The 13,668-nt window shown below is 65.2% G+C and carries 11 protein-coding genes; all 11 read right to left on the reverse strand.

Annotation, left to right across the window (positions count from 1 at the left end; all coding sequences use genetic code 11):
• Positions 1-68: 68 nt before the first annotated feature.
• The 11 genes from ftsA to ACLIMP_RS15330 all read right to left on the reverse strand — a co-directional run bounded on the left by ftsA (position 69) and on the right by ACLIMP_RS15330 (position 13,663).
• Entirely contained in the window at positions 69-1,349 is a 1,281-nt protein-coding gene (ftsA, locus tag ACLIMP_RS15280; RefSeq protein WP_132469268.1) for a cell division protein FtsA, read from the reverse strand.
• Complete coding sequence (locus ACLIMP_RS15285) at positions 1,349-2,311, reverse strand: cell division protein FtsQ/DivIB (protein ID WP_054439245.1); 963 nt, start codon at positions 2,309-2,311, stop codon at positions 1,349-1,351. Before ACLIMP_RS15285 ends, ftsA begins: the two co-directional genes overlap by 1 nt.
• Positions 2,308-3,279, reverse strand: coding sequence for a D-alanine--D-alanine ligase (locus ACLIMP_RS15290; protein WP_132469267.1), 972 nt, complete (start codon positions 3,277-3,279; stop codon positions 2,308-2,310). Before ACLIMP_RS15290 ends, ACLIMP_RS15285 begins: the two co-directional genes overlap by 4 nt.
• Positions 3,276-4,193 carry a UDP-N-acetylmuramate dehydrogenase gene (gene murB, locus ACLIMP_RS15295; RefSeq protein ID WP_324699071.1) on the reverse strand — a complete coding sequence of 306 codons (918 nt, stop codon included), beginning with the start codon at positions 4,191-4,193 and terminating at the stop codon, positions 3,276-3,278. The genes ACLIMP_RS15290 and murB overlap by 4 nt, the downstream gene beginning before the upstream one ends.
• A gap of 65 nt (positions 4,194-4,258) precedes the next feature.
• Positions 4,259-5,680 carry a UDP-N-acetylmuramate--L-alanine ligase gene (gene murC / locus ACLIMP_RS15300; protein WP_324696553.1) on the reverse strand — a complete coding sequence of 474 codons (1,422 nt, stop codon included), beginning with the start codon at positions 5,678-5,680 and terminating at the stop codon, positions 4,259-4,261.
• Positions 5,677-6,966 carry an undecaprenyldiphospho-muramoylpentapeptide beta-N-acetylglucosaminyltransferase gene (gene murG, locus ACLIMP_RS15305; protein ID WP_324696555.1) on the reverse strand — a complete coding sequence of 430 codons (1,290 nt, stop codon included), beginning with the start codon at positions 6,964-6,966 and terminating at the stop codon, positions 5,677-5,679. Before murG ends, murC begins: the two co-directional genes overlap by 4 nt.
• Complete coding sequence (locus tag ACLIMP_RS15310) at positions 6,963-8,168, reverse strand: FtsW/RodA/SpoVE family cell cycle protein (RefSeq protein ID WP_054439239.1); 1,206 nt, start codon at positions 8,166-8,168, stop codon at positions 6,963-6,965. Before ACLIMP_RS15310 ends, murG begins: the two co-directional genes overlap by 4 nt.
• Positions 8,168-9,547 (reverse strand): UDP-N-acetylmuramoyl-L-alanine--D-glutamate ligase, encoded by a 1,380-nt coding sequence (gene murD / locus ACLIMP_RS15315; protein ID WP_443477940.1) that lies wholly within the window; start codon positions 9,545-9,547, stop codon positions 8,168-8,170. The genes ACLIMP_RS15310 and murD overlap by 1 nt, the downstream gene beginning before the upstream one ends.
• A 10-nt stretch (positions 9,548-9,557) precedes the next feature.
• The gene (gene mraY / locus ACLIMP_RS15320) at positions 9,558-10,628 is read right to left on the reverse strand and encodes a phospho-N-acetylmuramoyl-pentapeptide-transferase (protein ID WP_054439234.1); all 1,071 of its coding nucleotides are present in this window, start codon (positions 10,626-10,628) and stop codon (positions 9,558-9,560) included.
• Between the two features lie 17 nt (positions 10,629-10,645).
• Positions 10,646-12,193: a UDP-N-acetylmuramoyl-tripeptide--D-alanyl-D-alanine ligase gene (locus ACLIMP_RS15325; protein WP_324696561.1), complete on the reverse strand. Its 1,548-nt coding sequence runs from the start codon at positions 12,191-12,193 to the stop codon at positions 10,646-10,648.
• 6 nt (positions 12,194-12,199) lie between these two features.
• Positions 12,200-13,663, reverse strand: a complete 1,464-nt coding sequence (locus ACLIMP_RS15330) for a UDP-N-acetylmuramoyl-L-alanyl-D-glutamate--2,6-diaminopimelate ligase (protein WP_324696563.1) — start codon at positions 13,661-13,663, stop codon at positions 12,200-12,202.
• Between the last annotated feature and the right edge of the window lie 5 nt (positions 13,664-13,668).

Genomic DNA, 13,668 nt, shown 5'->3' on the forward strand with positions numbered 1-13,668 from the left:
GCCGAAACCGCGAAATCCAGCCGATCGTGCCATCCCCGTCGCAAGGATTGCACGGCTGGGCAAAGTGCTCAAAAGTATTCCCTCAATGCTCTATAGACGCGATTGACCACACCGAGGCCGCTGTAACTCACTGAACCTTGTCTGTTCTTGCCGAAAGTACGAATGTCGATCGGGTCGGCCGCGGCATACAGGACAAGCCCGGCAAGCGTGGAAAAGCCCGGTTTGACGTGAGCTTCGGCCAGGCCGGACAGGTGCGGGACACGGCCGATACGGACCGGTTTTCCAAGTGCGGCCTGCGCATAGTCGGCAAGTCCCACAAGCTCGGCACCGCCACCGGTGAAGACCACCTGTTTGCCGCGCTGCGCGTTGAAGCGCATCAGCTTGAGCGCCTTGTTGATCTCTTCCATCAGGATACCGAGCTGGCCGGTAATGACGCCGATCAACTCGGCGCGCGGTATCCGGTTCTTGTCGTCGGCATGACGAGCGATCGGGCCGGTTCCCTCTTCGCCCGGAGCATTGACCGGGATCAGTTCGCGGTGATCGTGCGGGCTGGCGATGGCGGAACCGTTCACGCACTTGAGGCGCTCCGCCTGGAAACGGCGGATGCCGAAAGCCGAAGCCACGGCATCGGTGATGTCCGCCGAGCCCATCGGGATCGAGATCATGTCGATCAGCAGCCCGTGCGAATAGACCGCGACATTGGTAACTTCCGCGCCGAATTCAACAAGCGCCACGCCAAGGTCGCGCTCTTCCGGCGAAAGACAGGCCTGACCCGCCGCAATCGGCGAGCCGACCACCGCCTCGACTTCGAGGTGCGCGCACTGCACGGCCTCGGTCAGGTTCCTGATCGGGGCGCCTTCGGCCAGCATGATGTGGATGTCGACACCCAGCCGTTCGGCATGGAGCCCCTTGGGATTGCCAACGCCGTGCGCACCGTCGAGGCGATATTGCGCGGGCTGCGCATGGAGCACCATGCGTCCGTCCGGCTGGATCACCTCACGCGCCGAGATCAGGAGCTGGTCGATATCCTCCTGCTCGATGCGGCGACCGCCGATCTCGGCATCGAACTGGTCGATGCGGCTGGCGAGCCCTGCGCCCGAGCAGCCGATCCAGACCTTGGAAACGCTGGTGTCGGCCATCTTTTCGGCGCGGTCGATGGCATCGCGCACCGCGTAAGTCGCCGCCGCCATGTCCGTGACGTAGCCGCGCTTGATCCCCTGGGAGGCGCGGTGGCCTGAACCCAGCACGATCATGTCGCCCATCTCGGACATGCCCGCAACGATGGCGGAAATGCGGAAGGAACCGATATTGACCGCACCGAATACGCGGGTGATGCGAGGTGGTGCCATCACTGTTCCTCCGCTGCGGCGGCATCGCCGCTGGCTTCAACGCCGGTATGGGGGACTGCACCCGCCTTCATCGCCAATTCCTGTCCTTCGGCATCGGGAACCCGCAGATAGATGCGGTCCTTCGCCCGCATGTCGATTGCAGTGACCTTGCCGCCGATCAACCGGTTAGTGCCGTCCAGCCGCGCGAATGTCACCAGTGCGCCGGCGGATTCGTTGTCGCCCTCCGGCAGCGCCAGCACTTGTCCGGTCTGGAAAGTCAGGTTCCAGCGGCGGTTGCCGATCCACTCCGCCTCCTGAACCTTGGGCTGAAGCGCGGGCGCCGCTTCAAGCAGGTGCCCGAGCTGCGTAACCTGCTGACCCGCACCGGGGCCGGAGACGATCAGCTTGCCCTTGGCATCCTTGCGGTTGATCGCCTCAAGCTCCTGCCCGGTCTCGTCGATCAGCACGAAGCGGTCAGCCTTGCGCAGGACGGCGTGCGGTTCGCGTTCGACGATGTCGATCACCAGCGTATCGGGAAGCTGCCGCGAAACACGCGCGTCCTTGACCCACGACAGGCCAAGCAGCTCGCCGCGCAGCCCGTCAAGGTCGACCTGGGTCATCGACCGGTCGCGCTCGGCCAGGGCCTTTTCGTAGACTTTCAGCTCGTTGAGGTTCTTCACGCCGCGCACTTCCACGCGCTTCACCTCGAACCCGGCATCTGCGGCAACTTGCGCAAACTGCTTGCCCGCAAGCATCGGCACGCCCGCCGCATTGGCGACGACCCAGACGAGCAAGCCCGCGCCGCCGAGTATGGCGACGAGGAAGATCTTGTGAAGCTGCTCCTCGGTGAAGGGCAGCCAGCTCATCACCGTGTCGACGGCCGTGCCGCTCGTCGCCTTGGCCTGGCGCACCTTGGCCTTGGTGTTCTGGGCCGCTGCGGCCTTTCGCGCTGTCTTCGGCTTGCGCCGGATCGTCTGGCTCATTTGCCCCCCTTGGCGACCTTTCCGGCGTCGGCAAGCGCTTCGGCTATGATAGCCTCCACGAGATCGGGGTATTCCATGCCGCAGGCACGCGCCTGTTCGGGAACGAGGCTGAGCGGGGTCATGCCCGGCTGGGTGTTGACCTCCAGCAGGAACAAGCCCTCGATACCCTGCGTGTCGTCCCAGCGGAAGTCGGCGCGGCTGGTGCCCTTGCAGCCGAGCAACTGGTGGGAGCGCAGTGCGAGATCCTTGCAGGCCGCCGTGATCTCATCAGGGATTTCCGCCGGGCAGACGTGTTCGGTCATGCCGTCGGTATACTTGGCGTCGAAGTCATAGAAGCCAGACTTCGGCTTGAGTTCGGTGACCAGCAGAGCCCGTTCCCCTGTGTTCGGCCCGCCGATCACGGCGGTGGTCAGTTCGCGGCCACGGATGAACGGTTCGGCCAAAAGGCGGTCGAATTCCTGCCACGGCCCCTTGGCATCCGGCGCGATGGGATTGCCGTAGTTCCCCTCGGCGGTGACGATGGCCACGCCGACCGAGGACCCCTCGTTGACGGGCTTGAGTACATAGGGACGCGGCAGCGGATCGCGCTTGTGGATTTCCGCGCTCTCGACGATGCGGCCGCCGGGCATCGGAATGCCGTGGGGGACCAGCGCCTGCTTGGTCAGTTCCTTGTCGATGGCAATCACCGAAGTGGCGAGGCCGGAATGCGTGTAGGTGAGGCCCATCAGGTCCATCATGCCCTGCACCGTGCCGTCCTCGCCCGGCGCGCCGTGGAGCGCGTTGAACACGACATCCGGCTTCGCTTCCGACAGACGCAGCGCGACATCGCGGTCCATGTCGATACGGGTGACCTTGTGGCCCTTGGACTCGAGCGCCTTGGCCACGCCCTCGCCGCTCATCAGCGAGACCGGCCGTTCGTTCGACCAACCGCCCATCAGGACTGCGACGTGGAGTTTGGGGAGAGTCACTTCTGGATACCTACTCGTGCTTGGCCTGACGCGTCGGCGAACATGCCCACGCGCTGAATTTCCCATTCGAGCGCGACGCCCGACTTTTCCTTGACCCGGCGGCGGACTTCCTCGCCCAGGGCCTCGATATCGCTGCTGGTGGCGTCGGAGACGTTGAGCAGGAAGTTGGTGTGCTTCTCGCTCACTTGCGCGCCGCCGAGGGTCAGGCCGCGGCATCCTGCTTCGTCCACAAGCTGCCAGGCCTTGTGGCCTTCGGGGTTCTTGAAGGTCGAGCCACCGGTCTTGCTGCGCAGCGGCTGGCTGGCCTCGCGGCTGGCGGAAATGCGGTCCATCTCGGCCTGGATCGCTTCCGGTTCACCGGCACGGCCCTTGAAGCGCGCAGCGACAACGACGGCGCCTTCGGGGAGTTCGGAGTGGCGATAGGTATAGCCGAGATCGACATTGCCGAGCGTGACCAGCGAACCGTCGCGCAGAACCACGTCGCAATCGACAAGCACGTCCTTGACCTCGCCGCCATAGGCGCCCCCGTTCATCCGCACGAAGCCGCCGACAGTGCCGGGGATCGAGCGCAGGAATTCGACGCCGGCAATACCGTTGTCCCGCGCAGTCGACGAGACGAGGATGCCACTGGCACCGCCGCCACATTCCAGCGTCACGTTATCCACTTTCGTCACTTTGGCGAAAGGCTTGCCGAGGCGGATCACGACGCCGGGAACGCCGCCGTCGCGCACGATCATGTTGGAGCCGAGGCCCAGCGCCATGACCGGCACCCAAGAAGGTAGATCACGCATAAATTTGCGAAGCGCATCAACGGAAACCGGCTCAAACAGAATTTCTGCTGGACCACCCGTTTTAAACCAAGTCCACGGCGCCAATGGAGCATTCACCGAGACTTTTCCGTTCGGCTCCGCAATGGTGAATGCTCCCTGTGCTAGAGAATATTCGAATGCGCCGGGGCTCACTTCGCGCTGTTTAGCAATCACGCGGCCCTCCGCTTGGACACGGCATCGGCCAGACCTGCCGCCCACTTGGTGATGTCACCTGCGCCGAGGCAGACGATCATGTCGCCCGGCTGGATCGAGGTTGCCAGCACATCGGCCAGTGCGTCGGGGCCAGCCACGACTTGCGCCGAGCGGTGCCCGCGCGCCTTCATGCCCGAGACCATGTGCTCGGAATCGACGCCTTCGATCGGCTGCTCGCCCGCTGCGTAGACCGGCGCGGCATAAACCACGTCGGCATCGTTGAAGGCGCCTTCGAAGTCTTCCATATGGTCACGCAGGCGCGTGAAGCGGTGCGGCTGGACCACGGCGATCACGCGATTGCGCACGCCTTCGCGCGCAGCGGCGAGCACGGCGCGTATCTCGACCGGATGGTGGCCATAGTCATCGATCACGGTGACGACACCGCCATCCACCTCGATTTCGCCGACCTTGGTGAAGCGGCGCTTCACGCCGCCGAATTTCGAGAAGCCGGTCTGGATGCACTCTTCCGAGCAACCCATCTCCACCGCGACGCCGACAGCGGCGAGCGCATTCTGGACGTTGTGGCGGCCCGGCATCGGCAGTTCGATGCCCTCGATCCTGCGGAACGAGCCGTCCCGCTGGCGCAGCGCCACGTCGAAGCGGTTGCCGCCGGGAATGGGCGTCACGTTCTCGCCCCGAATGTCGGCCTGAGCGGAGAAGCCGTAAGTCACCACGCGGCGGTCGCGGATCTTGGGGATGATCGCCTGCACTTCCGGGTGGTCGATGCAGAGCATCGCCGCGCCGTAGAAGGGCACGTTCTCGATGAATTCGACGAAGGAATCCTTCACCTTGTCGAACGAGCCGTAGTGATCGAGATGCTCGGGATCGATATTGGTGACGACGGCGATAGTCCCATCGAGGCGCAGGAACGAGCCGTCGCTCTCGTCGGCTTCCACCACCATCCAGTCCGAGGCGCCGAGGCGCGCGTTCGAACCGTAGGAATTGATGATGCCGCCGTTGATGACGGTGGGATCGACCCCGCCCGCATCGAGCAGCGCCGCAACCATGGACGTGGTCGTGGTCTTGCCGTGAGTGCCAGCCACCGCCACGGTGTTCTTGAGGCGCATCAGTTCGGCCAGCATCTCGGCGCGGCGGACCACGGGAATGCGGTTTTCGAGCGCATGGACAACTTCGGGATTATCGCGCTTCACGGCGGTCGAGGTGACGACCACGGCCACGCCTTCGACGTTCTCCGCCGACTGCCCGATCATGACCTTGATCCCGCGCCCGCGCAGGCCCTCTACCACATAGCCCTCGGCGATGTCGGAGCCCTGCACCGAGTAGCCGAGGTTGTGCATCACTTCGGCGATGCCCGACATGCCGATGCCGCCGATGCCCACGAAGTGGATCGTGCCGATGTCAGTGCCGACGCCCCTCACTGCACGGATTCCTTGACCAGCTTGCTCTTGGCAAGGGCTTCGCCGCCCTTGGCGGGCATGGCCTTCTCCATTCGAATTACGTCCATTATCGGGGTGGCGCCGAAGCCTTCGACAAGATCGGCAAGATCGCTGGCGGCATTGGGATAGCCGCAGTTCCATGCGGCATGCGCGGCATTGGCCAGCGTTTCGGGATTCTGGGCGATGGCCTGGATCTGCAGGCAGACTTCCTTGGCCATCTTCTGGAACAGGTCGGCCTGCTCCTTCAGAAGCGCATTGCGCCGTTCGCCGCTGTAAGTGTCCGCATCCTCGGTGGTGATCGCCGGCTGGCGGATCACACGCGCACCGCCCGCAGCCACGATCTCGCGCGCATTGGCGGTCTGGTGGTCGTCGGTTGCGTAAGGCAGCGGAATCAGGATCGCAGGACGGCCCACATCGGTCAGTTCCGCGATGGTCGACGCGCCAGAGCGTCCGATGAACAAGTGCGCACCGGCAAGGCGCTCGGCCATGTCCTCGAAATAGGTCGCAAGTTCGGCCGGAATACCGTGGTTTACATAGCGCGCACGGACGCCTTCGATATCCTCGGCGCGGCACTGCTGGATGACCTGGAGGCGCGAACGCAAGGTGGGTGGCAGCATCGCGAGAGCATCGGGCACGACTTGCGACAGCACGCGAGCGCCCTGGCTTCCGCCGGTCACGAGGATGCGCAGCAGGCTGTCCTCGCCGAATTCGGGGAACGGCGCGTCACGCAGGGCCAGGACTTCGTCCCGCACCGGATTGCCGACCAGCGTCACCTTGTCCGAAAACCTGGGATCGAGCATGTCAACTTGCTCGAAAGCCGTGGCGATGGCGTTCACCTTGCCCGCAAAGTAACGGTTTACACGGCCCAGCACCGAATTCTGCTCATGCAGGATAGTCGGGATTTTAGCCGAGTTGGCAGCCAGCATGGTCGGCAGCGCTGGATAGCCGCCGAAGCCCACCACGGCGGTCGGTTCGAAACTTTCGAACAGGCGCAGCGCCATGGCGCGGCCGGAAAGAATGCCCTTGGCGCCCCTGAGCCAGTTCAGCGGGTTTTTCCCAGCGATCCGGCCCTGCGGCAGGACATGGGCAGGCAGATAGTCAGGCTTGCCCGGAATCGCCGCGCCCCGCTCGTCCGTGATGAGCGCGACGTGATGCCCGCGCCGATCCAGTTCGGCGGCGAGCGCGAATGCGGGAATGAGGTGCCCGCCCGTCCCGCCCGCGGCAAGGACGTAGTGGCGGCTTACCGAGCCTTTTACGGCCGAACTCATGAAGAAAAGTCTCCAACGGCGCGAAGCGAGAACCTCTCGCGCTTGATGAACGGATTGCGGCGCGTGATCGCCAGCAGCAGCCCCACCGTCATGCACATGGCCACCGTGGACGAACCGCCATAGCTGATCAGCGGCAGGGTCATGCCCTTGGAAGGGAAGAGTTGCAGGTTGACGAGGATGTTGATGAAGGCCTGCCCCCCGAACTGCGAGCCGATCCCGGCTGCCGCGAGTACCGTGAAAAGGTCTTCCTCGTCCACCAGGCGCAGCATCACGCGGGTCAGCAGCGCAAGATAGATCATAACGATGATGATGCAGGCGATCAGGCCGAATTCCTCACCGATCACCGAGAAGATATAGTCGGTATGGGCTTCGGGCAGCGCCATCTTCCTGATGCCCATCCAGAAACCCTGTCCGAACCATCCACCGTTGAGCAAGGTGCGCTGCGCGAGGTCCACCTGATCGAAGGCATTCCCGCCCGACAGGAAGGAATCGATGCGATTACGCCCGTTGTCATAGGTGAAGTACATCAGGACAAGGCCGCCGATGCCCACGCCCGCGAACATGCCGATGCGCTTGAGCTGGATACCGGCCAGCAGGATCATCACGAAGAACGTGCCTGAAAACAGCATGGTCGAACCGAAATCGGGCTGCGCCATCAGCAGCGCGCCCAGCAGGCCCATCAGGCAGAAGCAGATCGCAACCACCGGAATATGCGGATCACGCGCGCGCCACGAGAGGATCCAGGCCAGCAGGATCGGAAAGCCCGATCCCAGAAACTGCGAAGGCTGGATCGAGATCCCCAGCTTCAGCCAGCGCCGCGCGCCATTCACTTCGGAACCGACCACCGGGACCAGCACAAGCCCGACAAGCATGACGGCCGCGATGAGGATGCCGACCCGGCGCGCACTGTCCTTCGACAGGCTGGAAGCCCAGAACATCGCGCAAAGGCCCACGAACTGCCACCGCAGGTGCAGCCAGAAGAAGTGCAGCTGCGAAAGCTTCTCGTGCGCCGTCGAAAGGCGCCGCGCGCTCGCCGGAGAGCCCGCCGCCACCGCCACCGCGCCGATCCCCATCAGGATCAGCACCAGCGCAAGCACGCTGCGGTCGATCTCCTGCCACCAGATCGCGAGTTGCCCCCGGCGGTTGCGGTTGTAGCGTGTGTTCGCGGGAACCGCTCCGGTGCCGGGCGCGATCGTGGCCATCAGTGTTTCACCCCATCGGCATCTTCGCCCTGCGCCTCGAGCAGCGCCTCGACGATCTGGCGGAACACCAGGCCGCGCGCCTCATAGTCGCGGAACTGATCGAAACTGGCGCAAGCCGGAGACAGCATGACGACATCGCCGGGCTTCGCGCGGGCCATGGCCTCGCGGATTGCCTCGGCCATCATCTCGCTGCGATGGACTTCAGTAAATGGCGTCAGGATCTCGGCGAAGCGCGGGCCGGCATCGCCGATGGTATAGGCGGCCGCCACATTGCCGAAGAAAGGCGCGCACTCGTCAAGGTCGTCGCCCTTTGGCAGACCGCCCAGAATCCAGTGGATGCGCGGCGCCGGATCAGGCGGAAACGCAGCAAGCGCAGGCGCGGTCGAGGCCGGGTTGGTGGCCTTGCTGTCATTGATGTAAAGGACGCCGTTCGCCTCGGCCACGCGCTCCATGCGGTGCGGCAATCCGCTGAACGTGCGCAGCGCCGGTTCCCACTGCTCGGCGGGAATGCCCAGCGCCTCTACGATGGCGACCGCTACGGCCGCGTTCTGAAGGTTGTGCGGGCCTTGCAGCGAAGGCCAGTCCTTTTGCAGCGCGACGAGACCCTGCCCGTCGACCCGGCGCACGAGGCCGGCCGCGCGGCGCGCCTCCTCTGCCTCGGCAACATCGGAAGTCTCGCGGTCGCCCGTGCCGAAGATGGCCGGACGGGCGGCATCCTGCATCTCGAACAGGCGGGCCTTCGAGGCCGCATAAGCCTCGAAACCATCGTAGCGATCGAGATGGTCGGGCGTGATGTTGAGCAGCGCCGCCACGTCGCAATCGAGGCTGCGGGTGAGGTCGATCTGGTAGCTCGACAGTTCCAGCACATAGACGCCGCCCTCGGGCAGCGGAACTTCGCCAAGCACCGGCACGCCGATGTTGCCGCCGACGCGCGCGGGCACTCCGGCGCTTTCGAGAAGGTGGTGGACCAGCGAGGTCGTGGTGGACTTGCCGTTGGTGCCGGTGATGCCCACCACGCGGTGCGCAGGCAAACCGCCCTCGCCGGGCGCGATCGTGCGCGCCAGTGCGAAAAGCTCAATATCGCCGATTACCGGCACGTCCTGACGGCGCGCGACCTCGGCGATCGGATGCTTGTTCAGCGGAACGCCGGGCGAGACGATGACGCCGTCATAGCCGGTAAGATCAGCCGTGACCGGATCGGCCACTTCGATGCTCTCGTCCTGGCTGCGTGCGCAGAGCGCCTGGCGCGGTTCCTCGCGCGAATCCCAGGCCATGACGTGAGCGCCGCTCGCCAGCAGCGTCTCGACCGCGGTGAGGCCCGAGCGCGCGAGCCCTAGGACCGCATAGCGTTTTCCGGCGAAGGCGGGGGAGACGATCACGTCGGGCGCCTCATCGTAGCTTGAGCGTCGAAAGGCCGATCACCGCAAGGACGATCGAAATGATCCAGAAGCGGATGACAACGGTGGATTCCTTCCAGCCCTTCTGCTCGAAGTGGTGGTGGATCGGCGCCATGCGGAACACGCGGCGACCGGTCCGCTTGAACCAGAAGACCTGGATTATGACCGAAACAGCCTCCAGCACGAACAGGCCGCCGACGATGGCCAGCACGATCTCGTGGTGCGCGGCAACGGCGATGGCGCCCAGTGCGCCGCCCAGTGCAAGGCTGCCGGTGTCGCCCATGAAAACGGCTGCAGGCGGCGCGTTGAACCACAGGAAGGCGAGGCAGGCCCCGATGATGCCGGCGCAGAATACCGCCAGTTCACCTGCGCGCGGCACGTGCGGGATGCCAAGGTAGTTGGCATAGTCCACGCGGCCGGCAAGGTAGCAGATGATCGCGAAAGTGCCGGCCGCGATCACCACCGGCATCGTGGCAAGGCCGTCGAGACCGTCGGTCAGGTTCACCGCATTGCCGGCGCCCACGATCACCACGGCCGCAAAGACGTAATAGAACGGGCCGAGCGGGATATAGCGCCCCGAAAGGAACGGCACGTAGAGGTTCGTATTGAGCTGGCTGACGATGATGTACGAGGCGATCCCCGCAACCACGAATTCGAGCGCCAGCCGCAGCTTGCTCGACAGGCCGGCCGTGCTGCGCTTGGCCACCTTGTCGTAATCGTCGAGGAAGCCGATGATGCCGAAGCCCACCGTGACGGCAACACAGGCCCAGACGAACGGGTTCTTCACGTCCATGAACAGGATCATCGCGCTGACCAGCGCAGTGAGGATCATGAGCCCGCCCATCGTGGGGGTGCCGCGCTTGGCAAGGTGGCTTTGCGGGCCGTCCTCGCGGATCGGTTGCCCCTTGCCCTGACGTACGCGCAGCATGTTGATGAAGCGCGGGCCGATCAGCAGCCCGATGCCCAGCGCCGTCATCAGCGCCGCGCCCGACCGGAACGACTGGTATCGGAAGAGGTTGGACAGTCCCTCGAAATGGAACCATTCTGCGATGAGATACAGCATCTTGCGGGGGAGCCCCCCTACCCTTCCTGTTTGTCGAGCGCGGTCACCAGGGAAGCCAGGCCCACCGAGTTCGAGCCCTTGACCAGGATGACGTCATCCCGTTCGAGACCGAATTCGCGCAGAGCGTCGACAGCTTCCCGCACAGTCAGGCAATGCGCGAAGGGCACGTCCTTGCCAAGCGGAAGCGCCCCGGATTTCCCCAGTTCCCCGGAATTCTCCCCCGCTTCAAGGGCTTTTGCGAGCGGGGCCATCTCCTCGCCCACCAGCACGGCGTAATCGACACCCGCTTCGCGGATCGGGCCGGCAAGCGCGGCGTGATAGTCAGGGCCGTGGCTGCCCAGTTCCTTCATCGCGCCGAGCACGGCAATACGGCGGTGCGCCGGCGTGCGGCCAAGCTGGTCCAGCGTCGCGCGCATGGAGGCGGGATTGGCGTTGTAGCTCTCGTCGATCAGCAAGGCCTTCGCGGAAGCGGCGCGGCGCCCGTCAGCATTGGGTTCGGCGCCGGGCTCCCCACCCGGAACGTCGATCTGAAGCCGGGCGCCGCGCCCAGGCAACCCGCCCATTTCGGCGAGCGCCACGCCTGCGGCACCGAGGTCTCCCTTGACCCCGCGTACCGCGGCCATGACCGCGAGCGAATTGATCACATGATGTTCACCGGGCGAGGCGACGGTGTAGCAAACCCGCCGGTCCCCCATGTCGATCGTCACCAGCGAGCCGCCTCCGATCGCCGGAACCGCATCCAGCAACCGCACGTCGGCGTCTCGCGCCTTGCCGAAGGAGACCACTTGCGCGCCCGCTTCGAGCGCGGCTTCCTTCAGCCTGTTGAAATAGGGGCTGTCGGCCGGGATCACGGCCACGCCGCCCTTCTCCAGCCCTTCGAAGATTTCCGCCTTGGCGTCGGCGATGGCCTCCATCGAACCCAACATCTCGATGTGGGCGGGCGCGATGGTAGTGATGACCGCGACGTTCGGACGGACCTGGCGGGTCAGCCCGGCAATTTCGCCGGCGTGGTTCATTCCCATCTCGAAAATGCCGAAACGCGCACGCGCGGGCATTCGCGCAAGGCTCAGCGGAACGCCGACATGGTTGTTGTAGCTCTTGACCGAACGATGGGCATCACCCCGGCTGGCGCGGTCGAGCGCAGCCCAGATCGCCTCCTTCACGCCGGTCTTTCCGACCGAACCCGTCACGCCGATGATCGGCCCGCGCGACCGGATGCGCGCGGCGGCCCCCAGCCGCTCCAGCGCCTCGGTCGTGTCCTCCACCAGGATGTGGGGACCATCGACCGGCCGATCGACCACGGCTGCAGCCGCACCCTTGGCAAAAGCCCCATCGACGAAGCGATGACCGTCCATGGCCTCGCCCTTGAGCGCGAAGAACAGGTCGCCGGGCTCGACGTCGCGGCTGTCGATCTCGACGCCGGAAACGGTGAAGTCACCGCTGGCCGTACCCTTCAGAACCCGCGCCAGCGTGGCCGAGTCCCAAAGCGCGAGAGGCCACGGAGAGAGCGGGTTTTCCTCGGCCGCATCGCTGGGCCACTCGAGGATCCGGGCTACAGCATTCATCGCCTACTACCTTCCCTGCGGACCAGACATTTCCCTGGCCACGGTGACGTCGTCGAATGGCAGGACGCGCACTGCATCGCCGCTGCCGATGATCTGCCCCTGTTCGTGCCCCTTGCCGGCGATGAGGACGATGTCCCCCCGCCCGGCTTCGGCGATGGCCGCACCGATCGCCTCGCGCCGATCGCCGATTTCTCGCGCGCCGCCGCTCATTCCGGCGAGAATCATGGCGCGAATTGCCGCCGGGTCTTCCCCGCGCGGGTTGTCGTCAGTGACGATCGCCACGTCCGCACCCTCGCTGGCCACCCGGCCCATTTCCGGCCGCTTGCCCTGGTCCCGGTCGCCGCCCGCGCCGAATACCACGATCAGGCGTCCTTCCACATGGGGACGGAGCGCCGCGATCGCCGCTTCCAGCGCATCGGGCGTATGCGCATAGTCGACATAGACCGGCGCGCCTACCGAGGAAATCGCCGCACGCTCCAGCCGCCCGCGCACGGTCACGAGCCGCTTCAGGGCATCGAACGTCGTGTGCGCATCGCCGCCGCTGGCCAGCACCAGCCCCGCCGCGACAAGCGAATTTGCCGCCTGATAGGCGCCGATCAGCGGGAGCTCGAGCACGTAGGCTTTGCCCTCATGCTCGAGCTCCAGCTTCTGGCCGAGTCCGCCCGGCTTGCGACCCGAGAGGCGGATGCTGGTGCCCTTGGCACCCACGGTGAACGTCTTGAGCCCGCGCTGCTCGGCGTGGGCAATGGCTTTGTCGGACCACGGATCGTCGGCCCAGATCACGGCGGTGCCGCCATCGACGACCACTTCGTCGAACAGGCGCATCTTCGCCGCGAAATAGTCGTCCATGTCTGCGTGGTAGTCGAGATGGTCGCGCGAGAGGTTGGTGAAGGCGCCCGCCGCCACGCGCGGTCCCTCGATGCGGAACTGCGAAAGACCGTGGCTCGACGCTTCGTAAGCGACGTGGGAAACACCCTCGCGCGCAAGACCAGTGAGGTTGGCCAGGAAAGTCACGATATCCGGAGTGGTGAGGCCGGTGGAAACCGTTTCGTCGCTGGTGGTGACGCCGAGCGTACCGATCGAGGCGGCGCGCTGGCCGGCCATGCGCCAGATCTGACGGGTCAGTTCCACGGTCGAGGTCTTGCCGTTGGTGCCGGTGACGGCCACCAGCGTCTCCGGCACGGGCTGGAAGAACGGCGCGGCAAGTCGCGCGAAGAGACGGCGCGGCTCGGGATCGGCGAAGTGCACCGCACCTTCGACCCTGGCATCGCGATGCGCCACGACAGCTACGGCGCCAGCCTCGATGGCGGCGGTGATATAATCTTCGCCGTTGAACCTGGCGCCCCGGAACGCGCCGAACACCGTGCCGGGCGCGACCTTGCGGTGATCGATGGCAAAGCCGGTCACATTGGCATCAGCGCCCTCGGCCAGAGGAACATCGGCAGCAGCGCAGAGGGCAGTCAATTTCATTCTTC

It is taken from the genome of Novosphingobium aeonii, assembly GCF_052279045.1.
GTDB lineage: Bacteria > Pseudomonadota > Alphaproteobacteria > Sphingomonadales > Sphingomonadaceae > Novosphingobium.

Excerpts from the sequence above, each read along its gene's own strand:
- murG (WP_324696555.1), bottom strand. The coding sequence starts at position 6,966 with ATGAGTTCGGCCGTAAAAGGCTCGGTAAGCCGCCACTACGTCCTTGCC.
- ACLIMP_RS15310 (WP_054439239.1), bottom strand. The coding sequence starts at position 8,168 with ATGGCCACGATCGCGCCCGGCACCGGAGCGGTTCCCGCGAACACACGC.
- ACLIMP_RS15325 (WP_324696561.1), bottom strand. The coding sequence starts at position 12,193 with ATGAATGCTGTAGCCCGGATCCTCGAGTGGCCCAGCGATGCGGCCGAG.
- ftsA (WP_132469268.1), bottom strand. The coding sequence starts at position 1,349 with ATGGCACCACCTCGCATCACCCGCGTATTCGGTGCGGTCAATATCGGT.
- ACLIMP_RS15285 (WP_054439245.1), bottom strand. The coding sequence starts at position 2,311 with ATGAGCCAGACGATCCGGCGCAAGCCGAAGACAGCGCGAAAGGCCGCA.
- mraY (WP_054439234.1), bottom strand. The coding sequence starts at position 10,628 with ATGCTGTATCTCATCGCAGAATGGTTCCATTTCGAGGGACTGTCCAAC.
- ACLIMP_RS15330 (WP_324696563.1), bottom strand. The coding sequence starts at position 13,663 with ATGAAATTGACTGCCCTCTGCGCTGCTGCCGATGTTCCTCTGGCCGAG.